This window comes from Paraburkholderia tropica, from assembly GCF_900109265.1.
Classification (GTDB): Bacteria; Pseudomonadota; Gammaproteobacteria; order Burkholderiales; family Burkholderiaceae; genus Paraburkholderia; species Paraburkholderia tropica.
The window spans coordinates 270985-294178 of the sequence record NZ_FNZM01000004.1 but is presented as its reverse complement, the minus strand read 5'-3'; the positions used below and the strand labels follow the sequence as shown (position 1 = coordinate 294178).

Below are 23194 nucleotides of genomic sequence, written 5' to 3'. Positions count from 1 at the left end.
CCGCGCTCGCGCACGCAAACCGGCGCGAGCGGCGAATCAGGAGACATGCGTGGAATCGAAAACCATGGCCGCCATGGCCGCAGACGTACCACGTCTCGAACTGCGCCGCGCGAGCAAATCCTTCGGGCGCGTGCGCGCGCTCGTCGACGGCTCGCTCGTGCTCAAGGCGGGCGAAGTGCATGCGCTGCTCGGCGAAAACGGCGCCGGAAAGTCGACGCTGGTGAAAATACTCGCGGGCGTGCATCGTCCCGATGGTGGCGAGTTATACGTCGACGGTGAAGTGCGCGAATTCACCTCGCCCGCGCAGGCGCGCGATGCGGGTATCGCGGTGATTTATCAGGAACCCACCTTGTTTTTCGATCTGTCGATCGCGGAAAACATTTACATGGGCCGTCAGCCCGTCGACAAGGTGGGGCGCATCGATTACGACACCATGCATCGCGAGGTCGCGGCGCTGCTCGCATCGCTCGGCGTGGATCTCAAGGCCGAGCGCCTCGTGCGCGGTCTGTCGATCGCCGATCAACAGGTAATCGAAATTGCGAAGGCGCTGTCGCTCAACGCGAACGTGCTGATCATGGACGAACCCACGGCGGCGCTTTCGCTGCCCGAAGTCGAGCGGCTCTTCACGATCGCGCGCAAGCTGCGCGAGCGCGGCGTGGCGATTCTGTTCATTACGCACCGGCTCGAAGAAGTGTTCGTGCTCACGCAGCACGTGACCATCATGCGTGACGGCGCGAAAGTGTTCGACGCGCCCACGTCCACGCTGAATACGCAGGATATCGTCGCGAAGATGGTGGGTCGAGATCTCGCGACCTTCTATCCGAAAGCCGAGGTGAAGCCCGGCGACGTGATGCTGCGCGTGCGCGGCCTCACGCGGCGCGGCGTCTTCAAGGACATCGCGTTCGATGTGCGTGCGGGCGAGATCGTCGCGCTCGCGGGACTCGTGGGCGCGGGCCGCAGCGAAGTGGCGCGCGCGATTTTCGGCATCGATCCGAGCGACGCCGGGCAGGTGCAGATCGCAGGCAAGCCGCTGAAAATGGGCATGCCGGCGGCAGCCGTGAAGGCGGGCCTCGCGCTCGTGCCCGAAGACCGGCGACAGCAGGGGCTCGCGCTCGAACTCAGCATCGCGCGCAATGCGTCGCTCACGGTGCTCGGTCGTCTGGTGCGATTTGGCCTGATTTCAGCGGGCCGCGAAGTGCAGCTCGCGGGGCAGTGGGGCACGCGGCTGCGTCTCAAGGCCAGCGATCTGAATGCGCCGGTGGGCACCTTGTCGGGCGGCAACCAGCAAAAAGTGGTGCTTGGCAAATGGCTCGCGACGGGGCCGAAAGTATTGATCATCGACGAACCTACGCGCGGTATCGACGTGGGCGCGAAAGCCGAAGTCTATGGCGCGCTCGCCGAACTCGTGCGCGAAGGAATGGCAGTGCTGATGATTTCGAGCGAGTTGCCGGAAGTGCTCGGCATGGCCGATCGCGTGCTGGTGATGCACGAAGGCCGCATCACGGCCGATATCGCGCGCGCCGACGCCAACGAGGAGCGCATCATGAGCGCGGCGCTTGGCCAGACCAACATTCATCTGGGGCATGCAGCATGATGGGTCATTCCACTTCTCCCCATCCCTTGCACGGCGGCGAGCCGCGCGCGCGGCGCAATAGTGCGTCGGCGCTGGTGCAAGCGCTCGCGAAAAGCCGCGAGACCACGCTGTTCGTGGTGCTGCTGCTGATTATCGGCGGCACCTCGCTCGCGAAACCGCAATTCCTCAATTTGCAGAATCTGCGCGACGTATTGCTCAACGTCTCCATCGTGAGCTTGCTCACGGCGGGCATGACCATCGTGATCCTGATGCGCCACATCGATCTTTCGGTGGGCTCGACGGTGGGTGTGAGCGCGTATGCGGTCGGCAGTCTGTACGTGGCGTTTCCGCATATGCCCGTAATCGTCGCGCTGCTCGCGGGGCTGGCGATCGGCGTGGTGGCGGGTTCGATCAACGCGCTGCTCGTGGCGGTGGGACGCGTGCCGTCGCTGGTCGCCACGCTCTCGACGCTGTACATCTTTCGCGGTGCGGATTATGCGTGGGTGCATGGCGGACAGATCAACGCGACGAGTCTGCCCGATGCGTTCTCGCGTCTCGCGACGGGCTCGCTGCTCGGCGTGCCGGTGCTCGCGCTGATTGCCGTCGTGCTGCTGATTGCGCTTTCGGTGTATCTCAAGCAATTCCGTCCCGGCCGCGAATATTATGCGATCGGCTCGAATCCGGAAGCCGCGCGACTCGCAGGTATCAACGTCGAACGCCGCGTGGCGATGGGCTTCATGATCAGCGGCGCGATTGCGGGACTCGCGGGCGCGCTGTGGCTCGCGCGATTCGGCACCGTGGATGCGAGCACGGCGAAGGGCATCGAATTGCAGGTCGTGGCCGCCGCCGTGGTGGGCAGCGTGGCGATCACGGGCGGCGTGGGCACGATACTGGGCGCGACGCTCGGCGCGCTGGTGCTCGGCGTCATCAGCATCGCGCTCGTCGTGCTGCACGTCTCGCCGTTCTGGGAGCAGGCCATTCAGGGCGCGCTGATCGTTGCGGCGATTACCACCGACACGCTGCTTGCCCGCTCCGTCGCCAAACGCATGATGAGGAAACGCGATCATGGCTAAACCTGCTTCCAAACCCGATTCGGCCTTGCTCACGCGTCGCGCGGGTCTGCCGCTCAGTTGGGAAACGCTGCTCGTGGCGATACTCGCGATCTCGCTGATCGCGGGGCGCGTGCTCTCGAATGTGTTTCTCACGGGCGCGAATCTGAGCAACGTGCTTGCCGATCTCACCGAAGTCGCGCTGATGGCCTTGCCGATGACGCTCATTATCGTGGCGGCCGAAGTCGATCTTTCGGTGGCGTCGGTGCTCGGCGCGTCGAGTGCGTTGCTTGGTGTGCTCTGGCACATGGGCGTGCCGATGCCGCTCGCGATGGTGCTCGTGATCGTGGCGGGCGGTCTCGCGGGCCTCTTCAACGGGCTCGTGATCGTGAAGCTGAATCTGCCTTCGCTGGCAGTGACGATCGGCACGCTCGCGCTGTTTCGCGGCCTGGCGTATGTGCTGCTCGGCGACCAGGCAATTGCCGATTTTCCGCCGGCCTATACGTTGTTCGGCATGAGCAATCTGGGCAGCACGTTTATTCCGCTGCCGTTTTTGATCGTTGCCGCATGCGCCGTGATTTTCACCTTGCTGCTGCAAGCCACCGCTTTCGGACGCAGCCTCTACGCTATCGGTGCGAACAGCACGGCCGCCTCGTTTTCAGGCATCGACGTGGCGAAAGTGAAGATTCGCCTTTTCGTGCTGTCCGGTGTGATGAGCGCGCTCGCGGGCATTGTCTATACGCTGCGTTTTACGAGTGCGCGCGGCGACAACGGTGAAGGCTTCGAGTTGTCGGTCATCGCGGCGGTGCTGTTTGGCGGCGTGAGTATTTTCGGCGGACGAGGCTCGATGTACGGCGTGCTGCTTTCGCTGCTGATTGTTGGCGTGCTGAAGAATGCGCTGACGCTCGCCGATGTGTCCAGCGAAACGCTCACTATTGTGACGGGCGCGTTGCTGCTCGCCTCGGTGCTGATTCCGAATCTGGCGGCGCGCTGGCGCACGCTGCGAGACCGTCGCGCGCTTGCGCGTCAGACTGCCTGAAACGCTGATTGCAAGCACGCATGCGTAGTTTATGAGGTTGTTGATTCAAGCAAAACCCGCTGGGAAAACACGAAGCAAAAGCGAAGCAACAAGCGCCCGAATCGCTTCGGGCATCCATCGAGGAGACACGTTCATGATGAAGCCAGTACGTCACATGTGCACGGCCCTGCTGTGCGCGACGCTGTTGGGCGCGGGATTGACCGCGCACGCCGCCGGCATCAAGGAAGGCTTGAAGATCGCCTTCGTGCCGAAGCAGATCAACAATCCGTATGAAGTGATCGCCGATAACGGCGGCATGGATGCCATCAAGGAGTTCAAGGGCGACGGCAAGGTTGTCGGCCCGTCGGATGCGGGCGCATCGTCGCAGGTCTCGTACATCAATACGCTGACCACGCAGCGTCAGGACGCCATCGTCATTGCCGCTAACGACGCCAACGCGCTCGTGCCGTATCTGAAGCGCGCGATGGCGCAAGGCATCAAGGTCGTGACCTTCGACTCCGACACGGCGCCCGAAGGCCGGCAGATCTTCGTGAATCAGGCTAACGCGGAAAGCATTGGACGCGGCCAGATTCAACTCGTCGCGAAGTTGATGAACAACGAAGGCGAATTCGCCATTCTTTCGGCCACGCCGAATGCCACGAATCAGAATACGTGGATCAAGTGGATGCAGGAAGAATTGAAGAAGCCCGAATACGCGAAGATGAAACTCGTGAAAATCGCGTACGGCAACGACGACGACCAGAAGTCCTTCGTCGAAACGCAAGGTCTGCTGCAGGCGTATCCGAATCTGAAGGCGATTGTCGCGCCGACTTCGGTGGGCATCGCGGCGGCGGCGCGTTATATCTCGTCGTCGTCGAGCAAGGGCAAGGTGGCAGTCACGGGTCTCGGCACGCCTAACCAGATGCGCGCGTTCGTGAAGAACGGCACCGTGAAGGCGTTCCAGCTCTGGGACCCGGGCGCACTCGGTTATCTCGCGGCTTATGCGGCGGCGAATCTCGCCTCGGGCACGATCACCGGCAAGGAAGGCGATACGTTCGAGGCGGGCAAACTCGGCAAGCGCACGGTCGGCAAGAGCGGCGAAGTGATTCTCGGACCGCCCACCACGTTCGACGCATCGAACATCGACAATTTCAATTTCTGAAAGATCGATTAGAGGAACACGTCGCGCGATTCAGTGCGATACAAACCGACCCGGCGATGCCGGGTCTTTTTTTCACGCCTTTTCCCCTGATTTCATGCTGCAATTGCGGCCCTTTTTATGATTGTTATCGACTGAGGAAAAGTGTTTTGTCTGACCAAAGAGAATGGCGCAAATAGTCGTCTTTTGCGCGGGCGGGTCCCTTCAGTTTTGCAAACGCCATGCCGATAGCATGGCGTGGCGTTGGCTGTCTGGCGATTCACGTCCGGCGCGCCGCACAAGGCAACTGCAAGGAATAGACGATGAAGCTCACCCTGAAGATTCCGCTCGCGTTTGCAGCGGCGCTGCTCTTGATGTTCGCGGGCGCGTTCTATGGAATCTACTCGCTGAATCAGTCGCTGACCGTTTACGGCACGACGGTGCAAAACAGCGTGGCGAACGAGCGCGCCGTGACGAACACGCTGCTCGCGTTCAAGGTGCAGGTTCAGGAATGGAAGGACACGCTGCTGCGCGGTAAGGACCCGGCGATGCTCGACAAGCATTGGTCTGCGTTTCAAACGCGCGAGCACGAAGTGGATACGCTCGCCGCACAACTCAAGGCGAGTCTGCCCGCAGGCGAAAGCCGCGATCTGATCGATCAATTCGCCAGCGCGCACGCAACGATGGGCGAGGGCTATCGCAACGGTTTCGCGGCATTCAAGGCGGCGGGTTTCGATCCCACGGCCGGCGATCATGCCGTGGCCGGCGTGGACCGCGCGCCCGCTGCGCTGCTCGATCAGGCCGCCCGCAAGATCGCCGCGGACAGCGCGCAGATTTCCGCCGATGCCGAGCAGCAGGCGCACCGCGCGACGGCGATCAGCGCGGTGCTGATGGTAGCCGCGCTGATCGTGTCGATGACGGGTAGCTGGTTATTCAGCCGCACCGTAACGAAGCCGCTCGCACGCGCGCTCGATTGTGCGAGCGCGGTCGCCGACGGCAATCTCGCGTTCGAGGTGCGGGCAAGCGGACACGATGAAACGGCGCTGCTGCTGGGCGCGCTCAAGGGTATGCAGCGCAGCCTCGTGAACGTGGTGAGCCAGGTGCGTGGACACGCGGAAGGCGTGGCGTCGGCGAGCGGGCAGATTGCGGCGGGCAATCAGGGTTTGTCGTCGCGCACGGAAGAACAGGCGGCCTCGCTCGAGGAAACGGCCGCGAGCATGGAGCAGATCACGGCCACGGTGCGCCAGAACGCGGCGAATGCGAAACAGGCGGCGCTGCTGGCCAGCGACGCGGCGGGCACGGCAGTGCGCGGCAAGGATCTGATGGCCGAAGTGGTCGAGACCATGCGCGGTATTTCGACGAGTTCGGGCGAGATCGTCGATATCATCGCGGTTATCGACGGGATCGCTTTTCAGACCAATATTCTCGCGTTGAATGCCGCGGTCGAAGCCGCGCGTGCGGGCGAGGAAGGGCGCGGATTCGCCGTGGTCGCCTCGGAAGTGCGCACGCTCGCGCAGCGCAGCGGCGCGGCGGCGAAGGAGATCAAGAAGTTGATCGAAGCGTCGGCGCAGCGCATCGAAGCCGGATCGTCGCTCGTGAACGACGCGGGCAGCGTGATCGAGGACATGGTGGGCGCCGTGCAACGCGTGACGACGATCATCGACGAAATCGCGACGGCTTCGCAGGAGCAAAGCACCGGCATCGAGCAGGTGAATGTGGCGGTCACGCAGATGGACGAAGTCACGCAACAGAATGCGGCGCTCGTGGAAGAGGCGTCGGCGGCCGCGCATGCACTGGCCGAGCAGGCGGTGGAATTGCGCGAGGCGGTGGGCGTGTTCAGACTCGCCTGATACCGCACACGTTCGGTTCGAATAAAAAAACGGCACGGCGATTCGATTCGCCTTGCCGTTTTGTATGTGTGGCGAGTGATCCGCGCATTCACGCCATTACGCAATAAGCGAATGCGATAGCGGCGGACTCACTGCATGCTCACCGCGCGCTCAATGCGGAGCGCGCGGCATCAGTCCCAATGACGATGCTTGTTGCCGTGGTGACGCTTGCCGTGATAGCCGCGCGAGTAATCGTCTGCGTACGAATTCGAGCGCGAGATATTGCCGCCGAGCGCCGAACCTGCGCCGCCGCCGAGCGCCGCGCCAACGAGGCCGCCGGTGCGGCCGCCCATGGCGTTGCCCGCCGCCGTGCCCGCGCCGCCGCCGAGTGCGCCGCCAATGATGGCGCCGGTGCGTTCGCGACGGTTCGACGTCACTGCGCCGCCCGCGCCGCCGCCCACTGCGCCGCCGATCACGGCGCCCGTGCTGCCGCCCACCGCGCCGCCCAGCGCTGCGCCGGCCACGCCGCCGAGCGCGCCACCCAGCGCATTGTTCATGTCGCCGGCCATTGCCGGAATCGAAGCCGTGGCAGCCAGCGCTGCAATCGCCATCATCGGGAAGAATTTCTTCATGAGTGAGCTCATTGGTTTTAATACGGCGCTGAGTATAACTTCCAACCTGAAAGGCCTCTGTAACGCATGCAAGGTTCGGGGGTAAGAGGTGTAACAAAATGATCGCAAACCCCCGTGCTTTCGCGATTGCGTCTTACGCAAACTGAAATAAATGAAGGCTGTTTATTGGGGCGCTATAGACCGGTAAATTTGTCCGTTTGATGGATTTTTGCGCGCTGCAACAGGTTTGCACGCGCTTTACGTGATAATTGCCGCTGTTTGCTTCTCGCCCCAGATTGATTATGTCGACGCCTGAACGGAGCGCATCCGGTTACGCCTGGTGGGGCGTGCTGGTTCTGGCGCTATCCGCGTTTATTTTCAACACGACTGAATTCGTCCCGGTGGCGCTGCTCAGCGCGATCGGCGACAGCCTTCAAATGAAGGCGACCGACGTTGGCCTCATGCTGACGATTTATGCGTGGACCGTGGCCGTGGCTTCGCTGCCGTTGATGCTGCTGACGCGCCATATCGAACGCCGCAAGTTGCTGACCGGAGTATTCGGTTTATTTATTGCCAGTCACATCCTGACCGGCGTTGCATGGAATTTTCCCGTGCTGGTCGCCGGGAGAATCGGCATTGCGTGCGCGCATGCGATTTTCTGGTCGATTTCGGTTTCGCTGGTCGTTCGGCTCGCGCCGCCCGGTCAGAAAAGTCGCGCGCTCGGCATGCTCGGCATGGGCACATCGATCGCCATGGTGGCGGGCATTCCGCTTGGCCGCGTGATTGGCGAAACGCTCGGCTGGCGCGAGACGTTTCTGGCGATTGCGGCCGCCGCCGCCGCGACGCTGCTCATGCTGCGGTTCGCGTTGCCAAAACTCGAAAGCCAGCAGACCGGTTCGTTTAAAAGCCTGCCGGTGCTGTTCAAAAAACCGATGCTGGTATCGCTTTATCTGATCACGGTGCTCGTGGTGTGCGCGCACTTTACGTCGTACACGTATATCGAGCCGTTCATTCATCATGTGGGGCGCGAGAGCAACGACCGTATTACCTATTTGCTGATTCTGTTTGGCGCTGCCGGCATTCCGGCCGCGATCGGTTTCAATCGCGTGTTTCCGCAGCGTCCCGAACAATTCCTGCGAGCGTCTGTATTCGCAATTTGCGTCTGTCTGCTCGTGCTGTTTCCGTGCGCGCTCAATATCGTGACGCTGTCCGTGCATACGGCCGTGTGGGGTGGCGCCGTCGTGTGTTTCGGGCTGGCCATGCAGGCGTGGGTGCTGCGCCTCGCGCCCGATGCCGCCGATCTCGCGGTGTCGATCTACTCCGGCCTCTATAACGTGGGCATCGGCGCGGGTGCGCTGCTGGGCAACCATATTGCCAACGACTTCGGTATTGCGTGGCTCGGCACTTTTGGCGGCGTGGCGGGCGGCCTGGGTGCGGCGGTGTGTGCGTTGGCGTTGCGCCTGTATGGAAGTCATCATCCGCCGATCGATAAGGACGCGCACGCGATGCATTAAAAGGGCGTAATGCACCCATTTCCGTGTCGTGAATAACGACTCGACGACGCTCCCAGGACGCCCCAAGCGTGTGCTAACCTGTATATATATACAGTATCTGGCGCAGGATTCCACACGCAATCATGGGACGAAATCATCGTCATTTCCCTCCGCTCACGGCAGCCGAGCTGGCCGATATTTACGACCGGCATCCGCTGCCCGTGGTGCTGCGGCTGCTCTGGGAGATTCATCGATTGCGCTCGACCGTCAGCCGCGCGAATCAGGTCCGCATGATGATCGGCACGCGCGTGGGCACGGCCAATACGCCCGCGGGTATCTGGGAGCGCTTCGAGCAGGAACTCGACGCCGAGCCCTGTTTGAACGACCCGCTCACGCCGCGTCAGAAGGGGCTGCTGCACGAAGGCGAATCACAAGGGCGCTTACGGCGTCGGCGGCGCAACGGCGATTGAGCGGGCGTGCAGGGCGCCGTGAAAAGTGCTGCGAATGTTGCCGTAGGGTTCGCCGAAATTTGGTTGTAAGTGCCGGTTGCTAGAGTCGTCGCTGAAGTCGTGCCCTTCGTGGCTATCTGAACAAGAGCGACCCCTCATGAATAAAGCCCGCGCGTTCCGGCCCCTGCGTGTGTTCTGGCTGTTTCTTGTCGTGTTCTTCAGTGCGCCTGCCTGGGCGTTCCAGACGAAAATCGTCTCGATCCCAAGCGCCGCCATGCATCGTGCGTTCGACGCCACGGTGGTCCTCCCCGCCGATTACGGTCGCGGCAACGGCACCACGCGTTATCCGGTCGTTTATGTGCTGCACGGTTCCGGCGGCAATTACGCGGACTGGACCTCGAATACACAGATCGGCAAACTCGCGGACCGCTATCACGTCATTCTCGTGATGCCCGACGGCGGTCACGAAAGCTGGTATATCGACAGTCCCTTCGATCAGGCCAGCCGCTACGAAACCTATATCGGCACCGAAGTCGTGTCGTGGATCGACACGCATTTCCGCACGATCGCCACGCGTCAAACGCGCGCGATCACGGGCCTGAGCATGGGCGGCTTTGGTGCGCTGCGTATCGCGCTCGACCGGCAGGACACCTTCGGCGCGGCGGGCAGCATTAGCGGCGCGGTCGATCCGCGTAATAGCGAAGATGAACCCGGCATCGACCGCGTGTTCGGCAACCCCGCACATCATGCGGACTTCTGGACTCGCAATGCCATCGTCGAAGACGCAAGCAATTTCGAACACGCGCACATCGCGCTCACGATCGATTGCGGTGTCAGCGACTTCTTCGTGCAATCGAATCGCACGCTGCACGAAAAACTCATTGCGTTGGGCGTGCCGCACGATTACGCGGAGCGGCCCGGGGGCCACACCTGGACCTACTGGTCGAATTCGATTCGTTATCAGGTGTTGTTCTTCGCCACCGCGTTTCATCAGAACGGCTGGCATGGGCCCGCGCATCTGGCGTGAATCGCTGAATCTGATTCGTTCGCACACTCATCCTTCCTGCTGTTAATGTGTCCTCGAACGGGCCCCGTCATGCGGGCCCGTTTTTATTTCCGCATTCAACATTCATTTTCTCCGCGAGCTTCCGGGTTGATTCGCGCGGCACATCGTTTGCGCTAGCAAAGGTGTCCGCGCGTCGCGTTGCGCAATGTCTCTGATCGGCAGGCAGCGCGTCGCATATCGGCAAACAACATCGGCAAACAACGCGTTCAAGGAGAACGATGATGAGCAAACCGACGATCAAGGCAGCAGCATGGATTCTTGCGATGGCGATTTCCGGCGCAGCCTGCGCCGCCGGCGGTTCAGGCGGGGCTGGTGTGGGTGCGGGCGGCGGCACGGCGGCGGGCGCGGCGGGCATGGCGCCGAATACCGCCACGGGCAGCACCGGCGCGAACGGCGACACCAGCGGCTACGGCTCGCCTGGCAGCACGGGCGTGGGCGGCGGCATGGGCACCGGCACGGGCTCGACGCCGAACAAGGCACCCGCGACAGCGCCGGGCAGCAAAAACGGCAACAGCGGGAACATGCAGTCGATGCCGCAAAGCACCTCGCCGAACACGACCCAGTGATCCGCGTAATGCCTCACTCAACCTCAGGCATCCGGCTTGCGCTAGTCCATCCATGATGGCGTGAGCCGATGCCCCGGCGACACCGTCGAAGGAGTGCGTGATGACGAGCGAATTGAAGCATTGCAAGGTGGCGATACTCGCCGTGGATGGATTCGAGGAAGTGGAACTCACCGAGCCGCAAAGGGCGCTGACCGAAGCGGGCGCGCGGGTCGAGGTCATATCGAGCGAGCCTGGCGAAATTCAGGGCTTTCGTCACGTCGATAAAGGTACGCGCGTGAAAGTCGATCGCACGTTTGCCCAGGCGAAGCCCGACGACTACGACGCCGTGGTGCTGCCCGGTGGCGTTATCAACGGCGACGCGATTCGTCTGATTCCCGAAGCTCAGGCGTTCGTGAAATCGGCCAATGCTGCGCACAAGCCCATCGCGGCGATCTGCCATGGCGGCTGGCTACCGGTGTCCGCGGGCATCGTGAAGGGGCACACCATGACGAGCTGGCCTTCTCTGCAAGATGATATTCGCAACGCGGGCGGCACGTGGGTCGATCAGCGCGTGGTGCGCGATGGCAATCTCGTCACCAGCCGCAAGCCGGACGATCTGCCGGCCTTCAATGCCGAATTGATCGCGTGCCTCACCGCGTCGCTCAAGAGCGAGGGCGCGCGCGGGCAAGCGGGCCGTGAAGCCGGCAAGTCGCATCGCTGATTATCGATAAGGATGCCGTTATGAATATCCACTACCGCAACGATGCGCCGCAATTCGACGGTGCGAACCTGCTGATGCATTTCGTCGCCGAAGTGGACGGCGAGCTGCTCGATTGCGCGATCACCGCCGAAGCACTCGAAGATCACTTCGGCGCGGAGTCGGCGCTCGAAGGGCCGCTGCAGGACGCCTACGCGCGCGGCCGTGCGCGAATTCGCACGGTATGCAGCGAGGCGATCGAACAGACCGGCGGCAGTGTGGTGCTGCATAGCGGACGCTTCCGCATGTCGGATTGATCGAGCAAGGAGAACGGCCATGTCTCTGATCGTTGCAAGCCGCTTTACGACGTTCAACGACGCCGAAGCGGCTATCGGACGGTTGCACAATAGCGGTTTCGTCGACGACGACGTCTCGCTGTTCTACGTGAATCCAGGCGGTCAACACGCTCGCTTTCCCGTGGGCGGCGACCGCTTTGCCGATCCCCAGTCACGCTGGGCCTCGCTTGGCGCAGGAGCGGGAGCAGGCGTAGGCGCGCTTGCAGGCGTGGTCATCGCCATCGTGCTTTCGCTCCTCTTTTTACGTTCGCTGCTCGTGCTGGCCGTCGCGGCCGGCGTGGGGGCCTATGTGGGCACGCTCGCGGGCGCGCTGCTGGAAACGCGAGGCGGCGGACGCGGTAAGCGTCCCGACATCAGTCATGACCCGGACGGCACGCCACGCGGACGCGAATCGGGCGTGCTCGTGGCCGTGCATGTGAGTGCGGAGACGCAGTGCGAAGCCGCCGACGTATTGGACGCGGCGGGCGGCGTGGAAGTCGAGCGCGCGCACGGCCGCTGGCAACAAGGCAAATGGGCCGACTTCGATCCGACTCGAACCGTCGAGCCCATGCATTCTGCGCCGCGATGATTGCGCGGCGGTGACTTTCTAAATCGCTTTATCGAAGACCGGAGGACGTCATGCTTCAATACGCAGTCATTTTCTTCATCATCGCAATCATTGCCGCCGTGTTCGGGTTCGGCGGCATTGCAGCGGGCGCGGCATCCATTGCGAAGATTCTGTTCTTCATCTTCATCGTTGTGTTTCTCGTTACGCTGGTGCTGGGTGTCGTGCGGCGCGGGTGAAGCTTTTTCGCCACTTCGTTCTAGAAAAAAGCCCGCAGAATCTGCGGGCTTTTTTCTTCGCGTCACACCTTGCGTAGCGTGGCGATCGCGAGTTCGCGAAACCAGCGATTGCCGTCGTCGTTGTCGAAGGTTTCGTGCCAGTGCACGGTGACTTCGACCTGAGGCATTTCCAGCGGCAGCGGAAAAATCGCGAACTGATCGAGTTCGTTGAAAAAACGCGCGACGCGTTGCGGCAGCGTCACCATCCAGTTCGTGCGCAGAAGAATCTGCGGTACGACGGAAAAATGCGGTACGCGCAGCGCAATCTTGCGATTGAGGCCTGCCGTACGCATCGAATCGTTGATCGTGCGGTGGCTGCTTTCGCTCGATACGACCATGATGTGCTGCATGTCGAGAAAGCGCTCGCGCGACATACGCCGCGCGGGCAGGCCGGCGCGGCGGCGCGTCATGCAGACATAGGGCTCGTCGAAGAGTAGCGCGTGACGCGTATGCGGCTTGAGCGCCGGGAGATTGCCGATGGCGAGATCGAGCTGGCCGAGGCGCAGTTGCTCGGTGACGTCGGCGACCGGCGACTGGCGCGCTTCGAGCGTCACGTTCGGCGCGACTCGCTGGAGCATTTCGCACAACGGCGGCAGAAAAAATTGCTCGCCCGCATCGGTCATCGACAAATGGAATTCGCGCGAACTGGTGCCCGGATCGAACGGTTCGGCATGCCGCAACGCTTCGCGTATCGAGGCAATCGCGCGCCCGAGCGGCAGCGCGAGTTGCTGCGCCGTGGGCGTGGGCAACATGCCATCAGGAGAGCGAACGAATAACGGATCGTCGAATAGCGCACGCAGGCGGCCCAGCGCATAACTGATGGCGGGTTGCGAAAGACCGAGACGTTCGCCCGCGCGCGTGAGACTGCGTTCCTCGAGGATCGCCTGAAACACGCGCACGAGGTTCAGATCGGCATCGTTGAAATCCGCCATATTTATGCACTTGATAATATTGATGAATTTGACAGATATCTTAGCCCAAACCTAGACTCGTCTCATCCATTTCAAGGGGACGGTCTTATGGGTTGCATGGACCAGGGTGCCGCGCTGTCGAGCGAGGCCCGGCAGTCGGCACAGCGTCTCGCGTTGCCGGCCTTGCTGCAAGCACGCGCCGCACGCGATGGCGACGCGCCGCTGTTCTCGGATCGACGCACGCGCTGGAGCGCCGCGCAGGCGCTCGAGATTGCGGCCAGGCGCGCGGGATCGCTGGCGGCGCAAGGGATTCGACGCGGCGACCGTGTCGCCCTGCTGTGCAGCAATCGCAGCGAATTCATGGAGATCGTGCTGGGATGCGGCTGGCTCGGCGCGGTGGTGGTGCCGATCAACACAGCTTCGCGCGGCATACAGTTGGAGCACATTCTCGCCAATTCGGGCGCGCGCTTGCTGGTCGCCGAAACGCAGTTAGTGAGCGCCGTGTACGCGCTCGACGCCGCGCGCATCGCGCTTGAATCGATCTGGCTGATCGACAGTCACGAAGACGGCGAAGCAGACGAAATAGCGCGACGCACCGCATCGCCGGTTCAACGACAAACGCTGCCGCCGCTCGCGAAGCCGATTGCCGCGGCCGATCTCGGGGACGGCGATCCGCTGGCGATTCTCTACACCTCGGGCACTTCGGGGCTCTCCAAGGGCGTAATTTGCCCGCACGCGCAGTTCTTCTGGTGGGCGCGTTACACGGCGGCCAATCTCGGCGTCGTACGTGGCGACGTGCTTTACACCTGCCTGCCGCTATTTCATACAAATGCGCTCAACGCTTTTTTTCAGGCGTTGACTTACGACGCCGAACTGGTTGCCGATCGTCGTTTTTCAGCGAGTGGGTTCTTCAACGCGCTCATTGAAACGAACGCGACCGTGACCTATGTGCTCGGCGCAATGGTGCCGATATTGCTGGGTCGCGCGGCGACGGCGCAGGAACGCGCGCATCGTGTGCGGATCGCGCTCGCGCCCGGCGTACCCGGGCATTTTCAGCAGGCATTCACCGACCGTTGCGGCATTGCTTTGCTCGACGGCTATGGATCGACGGAAACCAATTTTGTTCTGGGTGGCGGCATCGACGAGCAGCGCCCCGGTTTGATGGGCAAACTCGCGGCGGGTTTCGACGCTCGCGTGGTGGATGAAAACGACCATCCGCTGCCCGACGGCGTCGCGGGCGAATTAACCGTTCGCGCCGATACGCCTTTCGCTTTCGCGAGCGGGTATTTCGGCATGCCCGACAAGACCGTGGAAGCGTGGCGCAATCTCTGGTTTCATACTGGCGACCGCGTGGTGCGCGAAGCCGACGGCTACTATCGTTTCGTCGATCGCCTCAAGGATGCCATTCGCAGACGCGGTGAAAATATTTCTTCATATGAAGTGGAGCAGGTATTGCTGAGCCATCCCGCAGTGGAAACAGCGGCGGTGTTCGCGGTGCAATCCGAATTCGCCGAAGACGAGGTCATGGCGTCGCTCGTGCTGCGCGAAGGCGCGCTGCTCGAAGCGCTCGAACTGATTCGCTTTTGCGAGCCACGTCTGCCGTATTTCGCCGTGCCGCGTTTTCTCGATTTCGTCGGCGACCTGCCGCGCACGGAGAACGGCAAGATCCAGAAATACAAACTGCGCGAACGCGGTATCACCGCGACCGCATGGGATCTGGAAAAGTCGGGCTATAAATTGAAGCGCACATAACGGGCGCTAAACAGCGCATTAAACAAGCGGCGAACGTTCGCCCGTCTCGCATCGAACGAGAACGGAATCATCCCGGCGCGCGGGACATGTGCGCCCCATAAATGCAGCACCCCATCGGATGTGCCGTCACTCGGCACTGGAGGCAGCATGGCAAGCACCTCGACCTGCCGCGCGGACGCGCCCGGCGCTTCACAGACAAACGCACACGAACACGGCGTCATTCACGCCGACGCCGTCGCGCGCGATCCACGCGCGCTGCGTCGCATCGTCATGGCTTCTGTCGCGGGCAACGCGCTTGAATGGTACGACTTTTTTCTTTACAGCACGGCGGCCGCGCTGGTATTCGGCGAATTGTTCTTTCCCAAGGGCACCGATCCGCTGATCGGCACGCTCGCGGCTTTCGCGGGCTTTGCCGTGGGTTTCGCGGCGCGCCCATTCGGCGGCGTGTTGTTCGGCCATATCGGCGACCGCTATGGACGCAAGGGCGCGCTCGTCTGGACGCTTTCGCTAATGGGCGGCGCGACGTTCCTGATCGGCCTGCTGCCCACTTACGGCCAGGTCGGCATGTGGGCGCCCGCGCTGCTCGTGGTGCTGCGCGTGGTGCAGGGCGTGGCGTCGGGCGGCGAGTGGGGCGGCGGCGTGCTCATGATCAGCGAATCGGCGCCGCCGGAAAAGCGCGGCTTTTACGCGTCGTGGAGCCAGATTGGCGTGGGTGGTGGCTTCGTGTTGTCGGCGGCCGTGTTCTTCGCCGTGCAGATGTTGCCGCACGACAGCTTCATGAGCTGGGGCTGGCGCGTGCCGTTTCTGCTGTCCATCGTGATCTTCGGCGTGGGCGTCTATATTCGCTCGACGCTGCCGGAAAGCGCGGAGTTCGCGAAGTCCGAAGCCGCTGGCAAGACCTCGCATATGCCCGTGCTCGATGCGATCCGCAAGCATCCGCGCGCGATTCTGGTGGCGATGGGCCTGCGCGTTGCGGAAAACGGCGGCTCGTATATCTTTCTCGCGTTCTCGCTCGTCTATGGAAAATTCATCGGCATTCCGGGCCCGGTGATGCTGGCGGGCGTGATGGTCTCGATGACGGTCGAACTCGTCACGATGCTGCTCTGGGGACGGCTTTCGGATCGCATCGGCCGCAAGCCGGTTTATCTGATCGGCGCGGTGGGACTTATGGTGGTCGCGTTCCCGTTCTTCTGGCTGCTCGACACCCAGGTGCCCGCGCTCGTCTGGCTCGCGTTGCTGCTCGGCAATGCGGTTTGTCATGGCGCGATGATCGGCACGCAACCGAGCCTGATGGGCGAACTCTTCAGCACGGAGGTGCGTTACTCCGGTATGGCGCTCGGGCATGAAATTGCCTCGGTGTTCGCGGGCGGTCTTTCGCCGCTCGTCGCGACTGCGCTGCTCGCGAAGTATCACGCCGCCTGGCCCGTTGCGCTGATGTTGATGGCGATGGGCGCGATTACCGTCATCGCACTGATCTGCACGCGCGAAACCGTGCGCCGTGACGCGCGATGATACTAGTCGATAAGGATATCGAATCAATGCGATCGAGTGCTTATGATGGCGCGCTGTTGTGTGCGGGCGTGGAAGTGCCTTATTGCCGTCAGGCGCCGGAAGGCACGACCGGCGATCTGCTGGCGCGAGCGTTCGACGCCGCGCTCGCGCAATCGGGATTCACGGCGCGCGAGGTGGACGGCCTCGGCGTGGCGTCGTTCACGCTCGCGCCCGATCACGCGATCGACATGGCGTGGCGTCTCGGCCTGAGTCCGCGCTGGTGCATGGACGACTGTCATGGCGGGGCGAGCGCGATCAATCTGCTTCAGCATGCAATACGCGCGATCCAGAGCGGCGATGCGAATGTCATCGTGCTGTTGTCGGGCGATCGTTTCGAGCCTGCCGATTTCAAGCGCCTCGTCGAACACTACAACCTGACCACGCGCACATGGCTGCGTCCGCTCGAAAGCGGCGGCCCGAATGCGCTGTTCGCGATGCTCACGCAGCGCCACGCGCAACGACACGGCTTGTCGCGCGCCGATTACGGTGCACTTTGCGTGGCGCAGCGTGAATGGGCCGCGCGCAATCCACAGGCTGTGTATCGCACGCCGCTTTCACTGGACGACTATCTGCACGCGCCTGTCGTGGCCGAACCGTTGGGCCGCTACGACTGTGTCCCGGTCGTGTGCGGCGCGAATGCGGTCGTGGTCGCGCGCGCTGATCTCGCGAAGCCGGGTCATCATGTGGCCGTGCGCGCGTTGCAGTGCCGCTATAACACGGATCATCAGGCCGGAGACGGTTTGCAGACTTCGCTCGCGACGCTCGCGCCGGAGCTTTGGCGCGCGGCGAATGCCACGCCGAATGATATGGATCTCGCCTGTGTCTACGACGATTATCCCGTGATGACGCTGGTGCAACTCGCCGATCTCGGCTTCGCGCCCGATGGCGATCTGCGCGCGCTGATCGCACGCATTGCCACGCATGCGTTCCCCGTCAACACCTCGGGCGGCCAGTTGTCGGCGGGGCAAGCGGGTGCGGCGGGCGGCATGCACGGACTCGTGGAAGCCATCACGCAATTGCGGGGCGCGGCGGGCGAACGCCAGGTCGCGCGTGCGCGGCTGGCGCTGGTGAGCGGCTATGGCATGGTCGAATACCGCTACGGCATGTGCGCGAACGCGGTCGTGCTCGAAGCCGTGCAAGGCGAAGTGCACGGAGAAGCACAAGGAGAAGCACAAGGAGAAGCGCCATGACACTCGACGTATTTCGCTGCACGGCGTGCGGCACGACACTCTTTCCCGCGCGCTATCGGTGCCCCGCATGCGGCGGCGCGCAGTGGGCGACGCTGGCAGCGACGCGCGGCAAGGTCGTCGCGGCCACGACGGTGACGCATCGTGTCGGCGTCGCCGGAGCGGGTGAGGTTCATCTCGCGAGCGTCGAGACCGACGCCGGCCCGATGGTCATCGCCCGCCTCGACTCGGCCGCGCGCGAGGGCGACACCGTTTTGCTCGACATCGACGACGAACACCGTATCGTGGCGCGTACGCGCTCTGCATCGAACCCGCAAGTCCGCTAACCAGTTCAAAGGGGAAGTCGTGAGGAAGCCGTTCGCTTATACCATGTATTTCGGAATGCTTACGTTATCGGGAATCTCCGGAATCGCGCACGCGCAGAGCAGCGTGACGATCTACGGCATCATCGACGACGGTCTGACCTGGAGCAGCAATCAAGGTGGTCACAGTGCGGTTCAACTGCACAGCAGCATCTCGCAGGGCAATCGCTGGGGTCTGCGTGGCAACGAGGATCTGGGCGGCGGCACGAGCGCGATATTTCGGCTGGAAAACGGCTTCAACGTCAATACCGGTGCGATGAGCCAAGGCGGCCGCCTGTTCGGTCGACTCGCCTACGTGGGCCTCGCGAACGAGCACTACGGCACGCTCACGCTGGGCCGCCAGGGCGAGGCGATCGGCGACTATATCGGCACGCTGTCGGCCAACGGCAGTTTGCCGGGCGGCATTCTGTTTCCGCATCCGGGCGATCTCGACAACAACGGCATCGATTTTCACCTGAACAACGCGGTGCGCTACGTCACGCCGACGGTGGCCGGTTTCAGCGGCATGGCCACGTACAGCTTCGGCGGCGTGGCGGGCAATATGGCGCAGAACAGTGCGAAGTCGTTCGCGCTGCAATACATCAACGGCAGTCTGCAACTGGTGGGCGCGTTCACGTCGATCGATCATCCCGCGCAAGCCGTGCCGGAAGGCGTGTGGACCGCATCGAATACCGTGAGCGGCAATTACGGGCTCGCGGCGGGCAGCTACAAGGTGTTTGGACTTGGCGCGGCATATACGATCGGCTCGTTCAAACTCAGCGCGGACTGGACGCATACACAGTTCGCCGATCTCGATCCCACGCTCGGTGCGAAGATCGGCGGCCACGTGACTTTCAATATCGGCGAAATCGTCGTGAGCTATATGCTCACGCCGACTTTGCAGTTGGGCGCGGCTTATAGCTTCACGGAAGGCAATGTGTCCGCCACGGGGCAGGCGCCGCATTATCACGAAGCCGATGCCAGCGTGGATTATTACCTTTCGAAGAGTACCGATGTCTACGCGAGCGCAACCTATATGCGCGCGGGCGGTGGCGCGGTGGCGGATCTCGCGCCGGTTCTGTCCGCGTCGAGTTCGATTAATCAGGTGGCGTTGCGGCTGGGGATTCGCAAGCGGTTTTAAATGAAACCGCGCGTGGCACGACCGAAGCGAGCGTGCCACGCAATTTAATCAGGATGTCGAATCAATTTCACGCGATGGTGTCGACCACGCCGCCATCCACGCGCAGCGCCGCGCCCGTGGTGGCGGAAGCCTGCGTCGAGCACGCGTAGACGACCATGTTCGCTACTTCCTCCACGCTCGCGGCGCGGCGGATGATCGACGAAGCGCGATGCTGCTGCACGAACGCCGCCGCCACTTCTTCCACGGGTTTGCCGGTCTTCGCCACTTCGTCCTTCAGCATCGCTTCCACGCCTTCCGAAAGCGTCGGTCCGGGCAGCACCGAATTCACCGTCACGCCGGTGCCGGCGAGACGTTTGGCGAGCCCACGCGCAACGGCGAGTTGCGCGGTCTTGGTCATGCCGTAGTGAACCATGTCGGCGGGAATATTGAGTCCAGATTCCGACGAAATAAACACGATGCGCCCCCAGCCCTGCTTGGCCATCGCGCCCGCATACGCGCGCGAAAGACGCACGCCCGACATGACGTTGGTTTCGAAAAAGCGCAGCCACTCGCTATCGGGAATCTCGAAGAAGTCCTGCTGCTGAAATACGCCGAGATTGTTCACGAGGATGTCGACTTTCGGATGCGCGTTCACGAGCGCCTCGCAGCCCTGAGCATTCGAGAGGTCGCCGACGAAACCCTGCACCTGCGCGCCCGGCACCGCGGCGCGTACGGCGGCTTCGGCTTCGCTCACGTTGCCGGCGTGGCGGCTGCTCACGATCACGCTCGCGCCGCTCTCCGCGAGTCCTTTGGCGGTGGCGAGGCCGATGCCGGCCGCCGAGCCGGTTACGAGCGCGAGCTTTCCAGACAGGTCGATCTTCATCGTGGCTCCTTGCAATCGATGGGGGATGAACGGAACGGGCAGTGTACTGCGCGGATTTTTCGGCTGCGCTGAGGGCTTGCATTTTATTTCGATCGATATAGAATTCGTCGTTACTGTATCGATTGATATAAAACGGATTCATCCGAAAGGAAAGCAAACATGTCAGCCCAGCCCTCCACGCTCGGTGTCCGCGCGCCCGAGCGGCTCGACGCCGCGGCCCTGTTCGCAACGCTTGCGGGCCTGTGTGGCAGTTTCGTCGCCATCGGTCTCGCGCGTTTCGCGTACACGCCGCTGATTCCGCCATTGATCCAGGCGCACTGGTTCACGGCTTCGCAGGCCGTCACGCTCGGCGCGGCCAACTTCGCCGGGTATTTGCTGGGCGCGTTGCTCGGGCGGCCCATCGCGCACGCGCTCACGAACCGGCACGCGCTGCGCGTGCTCATGGCGACCGCCACGATCGCGTTTTTCGCGTGCGCGTTCCCGCTGTCCGTGGCGTGGTTTTTTGCGTGGCGACTCGCGTCCGGCGTGGCGGGCGGCGCGATCATGGTGCTGGTGGCCACGTCGATTCTTCCGCACGTGCCGCCCGCGCGCCGCGGCTTCGTGAGCGGGATGATCTTTCTCGGGCTCGGTTTGGGTATCGCCGCCTCGGGCACGCTCATTCCTTCGTTGCTGCACTATGGTTTGCGCGCGGCGTGGTTCGGGCTGGGTGTGCTCGCGTTGCTGCTCACGGCGATCAGCTGGTTCGGCTGGCCGCGCACCGACGCGCCGGTTGCTGCCGCGTCCGCGCCGGCGCATCGTGCCGCGTTGCCGGCGCAAGCAGCGTTGCGCGTGCTGTACGCGCAGTACGCGGCCAATGCGCTCGGCCTCGTGCCGGCCATGGTGCTGCTCGTCGATTATGTGGCGCGCGGGCTCGGGCGCGGTGCGTCGACGGGCGCGCATATCTGGGTGCTGTATGGCATGGCGGCCATCGCGGGGCCGATTGTTTGCGGACAACTCGCCGATCGCATCGGCTTCAAACTCGCGTGGCGTTTCGCGTTGGCGATTCAGACGTTTGCTGTCGCGTTGCTCGCCATGTCGAATCACACAGCGGCGATTTTTGTAGCCACGCTGATCCTCGGTGCGTTGACGCCGGGCGTGGTGCCGCTCGCGCTCGGCCGCATTCACGAACTGGTGCCGCACGATCATCTCGAGCAACGAGCCGCATGGAGCCGCGCCACGACGGCATTCGCACTCTTTCAGGCGCTGGGCGGCTACGGTTATTCCTTCGTCTTTTCGCACACGCACGAAAACTACGCACTGATATTCGCGTGCGGCGCGGCGGCGCTTGCACTTGCTTTTATGGCGGATCTGGCGACCCATCGTTTATCCAGACGATGATGCGCGAATAACTGCGCCGTCGATTCCATGCGCCCGCATGCTTTGAAGCATGCGGGCGTTTTTACGTGTGATTGATCGGATGAATGTGCGTGGACTTGTTTTCGCTCAGCCCGGACAACAGTGTGTTTCGTTAACGTGCATTGTCGGGTTAAACTACGACTCATAGAATCCGAGTTACACGTTGCGACGGTGCAACGATCCACAGGAGCAGCAGCATGTCCAAGCGTATTTTGATTATCGGGGCCGGTTTCGCCGGCATGTGGAGCGCACTGAGCGCGGCGCGTTTGATCGACGAAGCGGGTCGCTCGGATGTCGAAGTCGCGCTGATCGCGCCGGAGCCGCATCTGCACGTGCGTCCGCGTCTGTATGAAGAAGGGCCGGAAAACATGAAGGCGCCGCTCACGGACATCTTCCGCGAAGCGGGCGTGAAGTTCGTGCAGGGCAGTGTGGCGCGCATCGATCTCGCGGCTCATGCCGTGCATGGCGCCGGCGCGAATCAGCGCGCCTTCACGATGTCCTATGACCGGCTCGTGCTCGCCACGGGCAGCAAGCTGTTCCGCCCGGCCATCGCGGGCCTTGCGGAGCACGCGTTCAGCGTCGATCAGATCGACGAGGCGGCGGTGCTCGAAGCGCATATCCGCAACCTGGCGCAGCAGCCCGACACGCCCGCGCGCAACACGGTCGTAGTAGCGGGCGGCGGCTTTACCGGTATCGAAACGGCCGCGGAAATGCCGGCGCGTTTGCGCGCCGCGTTAGGCGAGCAGGCCAACGTGCGCGTGGTCGTCGTGGAGCGCAACGAGGCGATCGGTCCGGATCTCGGCCCGGGTCCGCGTCCGGTGATCGAGCAGGCGCTGAGCGAACTCGGTGTGCAGTGGAAACTGGGGCAAGGCGTGAGCGCGGTCGACGCACAGGGCGTGACCCTGGCCGATGGCGAGCGCATCGCGTCGAATACGGTGATCTGGACGGCGGGCGTCCGCGCGAGCGCATTGACCGAGCAGATTCCCGCGCGTCGCGACGCGGCGGGCCGCCTGTATGTGGATCGCCATCTCGCGGTCGAGGGCGTGCCGGGCGTGTATGCAACGGGCGACGTCGCGAGCGCGGCCACCGACGACGAAGGCAACCGCACGCTCATGTCGTGTCAGCACGCGATGAATCTCGGCCGCTCGGCGGGGCATAATGCCGCCGCCGATCTGCTCGGTCTCGACGCGCTGCCGTACAGCCAGCCGAAATACGTGACCTGTCTCGATCTCGGCCCGTGGGGCGCGGTCTATACGGAAGGCTGGGAGCGCGAAGTGAAGATGAGCGGCCAGGAAGCGAAGGCGCTCAAGCATCGCATCAACACGGAATGGATCTATCCGCCGCGTGCGGAGCGTGAAGAGGTGTTTGCGTCCGCCGATCCGCGCCGGATCGTGGTGGCCTGAGCCTG

23 protein-coding genes are annotated in these 23194 nt (G+C 62.9%); 20 read left to right on the top strand and 3 right to left on the bottom strand.

Annotated features, from left to right (window positions below):
• Window positions 1-64: 64 nt before the first annotated feature.
• From BMY06_RS07995 to BMY06_RS07975, 5 genes are all read left to right on the top strand, one after another.
• Window positions 65-1594: a sugar ABC transporter ATP-binding protein gene (locus BMY06_RS07995; RefSeq protein WP_074982490.1), complete on the top strand. Its 1530-nt coding sequence runs from the start codon at window positions 65-67 to the stop codon at window positions 1592-1594.
• Entirely contained in the window at window positions 1591-2646 is a 1056-nt protein-coding gene (locus BMY06_RS07990; protein WP_074982489.1) for an ABC transporter permease, read from the top strand. Before BMY06_RS07995 ends, BMY06_RS07990 begins: the two co-directional genes overlap by 4 nt.
• Complete coding sequence (locus BMY06_RS07985) at window positions 2639-3661, top strand: ABC transporter permease (protein WP_074982487.1); 1023 nt, start codon at window positions 2639-2641, stop codon at window positions 3659-3661. The genes BMY06_RS07990 and BMY06_RS07985 overlap by 8 nt, the downstream gene beginning before the upstream one ends.
• 133 nt (window positions 3662-3794) lie before the next feature.
• Entirely contained in the window at window positions 3795-4802 is a 1008-nt protein-coding gene (gene rhaS, locus BMY06_RS07980; protein WP_065065444.1) for a rhamnose ABC transporter substrate-binding protein, read from the top strand.
• 299 nt (window positions 4803-5101) lie between these two features.
• Window positions 5102-6628, top strand: coding sequence for a methyl-accepting chemotaxis protein (locus BMY06_RS07975; protein WP_074982484.1), 1527 nt, complete (start codon window positions 5102-5104; stop codon window positions 6626-6628).
• Window positions 6629-6798: 170 nt separating this feature from the next.
• Here BMY06_RS07975 and BMY06_RS07970 read toward each other — a convergent pair whose 3' ends face one another.
• On the bottom strand, window positions 6799-7239 hold the full coding sequence (locus tag BMY06_RS07970) for a hypothetical protein (protein WP_110326782.1): 441 nt from the start codon (window positions 7237-7239) through the stop codon (window positions 6799-6801).
• A 281-nt stretch (window positions 7240-7520) separates the two neighbouring features.
• Between BMY06_RS07970 and BMY06_RS07965 the strand changes: the two genes are divergently transcribed.
• The 8 genes from BMY06_RS07965 to BMY06_RS07930 all read left to right on the top strand — a co-directional run bounded on the left by BMY06_RS07965 (window position 7521) and on the right by BMY06_RS07930 (window position 12607).
• The gene (locus BMY06_RS07965; protein ID WP_065065441.1) at window positions 7521-8732 is read left to right on the top strand and encodes a sugar transporter; all 1212 of its coding nucleotides are present in this window, start codon (window positions 7521-7523) and stop codon (window positions 8730-8732) included.
• 122 nt (window positions 8733-8854) lie between these two features.
• On the top strand, window positions 8855-9181 hold the full coding sequence (locus BMY06_RS07960) for a hypothetical protein (protein WP_065065440.1): 327 nt from the start codon (window positions 8855-8857) through the stop codon (window positions 9179-9181).
• A gap of 136 nt (window positions 9182-9317) precedes the next feature.
• Window positions 9318-10187, top strand: a complete 870-nt coding sequence (locus BMY06_RS07955) for an alpha/beta hydrolase (RefSeq protein WP_065065439.1) — start codon at window positions 9318-9320, stop codon at window positions 10185-10187.
• Between the two features lie 260 nt (window positions 10188-10447).
• A complete protein-coding gene (locus tag BMY06_RS39535) occupies window positions 10448-10792 on the top strand; it encodes a hypothetical protein (RefSeq protein WP_156773922.1) in 345 nt (114 codons plus the stop codon).
• A gap of 100 nt (window positions 10793-10892) precedes the next feature.
• A complete protein-coding gene (locus tag BMY06_RS07945) occupies window positions 10893-11492 on the top strand; it encodes a type 1 glutamine amidotransferase domain-containing protein (RefSeq protein WP_074982483.1) in 600 nt (199 codons plus the stop codon).
• Window positions 11493-11512: 20 nt separating this feature from the next.
• Window positions 11513-11785, top strand: a complete 273-nt coding sequence (locus BMY06_RS07940) for a DUF1488 family protein (RefSeq protein WP_065065436.1) — start codon at window positions 11513-11515, stop codon at window positions 11783-11785.
• 19 nt (window positions 11786-11804) lie between these two features.
• Complete coding sequence (locus tag BMY06_RS07935) at window positions 11805-12392, top strand: hypothetical protein (protein ID WP_065065435.1); 588 nt, start codon at window positions 11805-11807, stop codon at window positions 12390-12392.
• A gap of 50 nt (window positions 12393-12442) precedes the next feature.
• Window positions 12443-12607, top strand: coding sequence for a DUF1328 family protein (locus tag BMY06_RS07930; RefSeq protein ID WP_065065434.1), 165 nt, complete (start codon window positions 12443-12445; stop codon window positions 12605-12607).
• A gap of 62 nt (window positions 12608-12669) precedes the next feature.
• Here BMY06_RS07930 and BMY06_RS07925 read toward each other — a convergent pair whose 3' ends face one another.
• Window positions 12670-13578 (bottom strand): LysR family transcriptional regulator, encoded by a 909-nt coding sequence (locus BMY06_RS07925; RefSeq protein WP_065065433.1) that lies wholly within the window; start codon window positions 13576-13578, stop codon window positions 12670-12672.
• Between the two features lie 96 nt (window positions 13579-13674).
• Between BMY06_RS07925 and BMY06_RS07920 the strand changes: the two genes are divergently transcribed.
• The 5 genes from BMY06_RS07920 to BMY06_RS07900 all read left to right on the top strand — a co-directional run bounded on the left by BMY06_RS07920 (window position 13675) and on the right by BMY06_RS07900 (window position 19529).
• Window positions 13675-15309 (top strand): ATP-dependent acyl-CoA ligase, encoded by a 1635-nt coding sequence (locus BMY06_RS07920; protein WP_124263085.1) that lies wholly within the window; start codon window positions 13675-13677, stop codon window positions 15307-15309.
• Window positions 15310-15579: 270 nt separating this feature from the next.
• Window positions 15580-16821 carry an MFS transporter gene (locus BMY06_RS07915; protein ID WP_231957786.1) on the top strand — a complete coding sequence of 414 codons (1242 nt, stop codon included), beginning with the start codon at window positions 15580-15582 and terminating at the stop codon, window positions 16819-16821.
• 26 nt (window positions 16822-16847) lie between these two features.
• On the top strand, window positions 16848-18050 hold the full coding sequence (locus BMY06_RS07910; protein WP_074982480.1) for a thiolase family protein: 1203 nt from the start codon (window positions 16848-16850) through the stop codon (window positions 18048-18050).
• Window positions 18047-18373 carry a Zn-ribbon domain-containing OB-fold protein gene (locus tag BMY06_RS07905; protein ID WP_074982476.1) on the top strand — a complete coding sequence of 109 codons (327 nt, stop codon included), beginning with the start codon at window positions 18047-18049 and terminating at the stop codon, window positions 18371-18373. Before BMY06_RS07910 ends, BMY06_RS07905 begins: the two co-directional genes overlap by 4 nt.
• A 55-nt stretch (window positions 18374-18428) precedes the next feature.
• On the top strand, window positions 18429-19529 hold the full coding sequence (locus BMY06_RS07900) for a porin (RefSeq protein WP_065065483.1): 1101 nt from the start codon (window positions 18429-18431) through the stop codon (window positions 19527-19529).
• A 67-nt stretch (window positions 19530-19596) separates the two neighbouring features.
• Here the strand turns inward: BMY06_RS07900 and BMY06_RS07895 are convergent, their stop codons facing one another.
• Complete coding sequence (locus tag BMY06_RS07895; RefSeq protein ID WP_065065429.1) at window positions 19597-20391, bottom strand: SDR family NAD(P)-dependent oxidoreductase; 795 nt, start codon at window positions 20389-20391, stop codon at window positions 19597-19599.
• Between the two features lie 159 nt (window positions 20392-20550).
• On the opposite strand from BMY06_RS07895, the gene BMY06_RS07890 reads away from it, so the two are divergent.
• On the top strand, window positions 20551-21768 hold the full coding sequence (locus tag BMY06_RS07890) for a YbfB/YjiJ family MFS transporter (RefSeq protein ID WP_074982473.1): 1218 nt from the start codon (window positions 20551-20553) through the stop codon (window positions 21766-21768).
• Window positions 21769-21983: 215 nt separating this feature from the next.
• Window positions 21984-23189, top strand: coding sequence for an NAD(P)/FAD-dependent oxidoreductase (locus tag BMY06_RS07885; RefSeq protein WP_074982472.1), 1206 nt, complete (start codon window positions 21984-21986; stop codon window positions 23187-23189).
• Window positions 23190-23194: the final 5 nt, after the last annotated feature.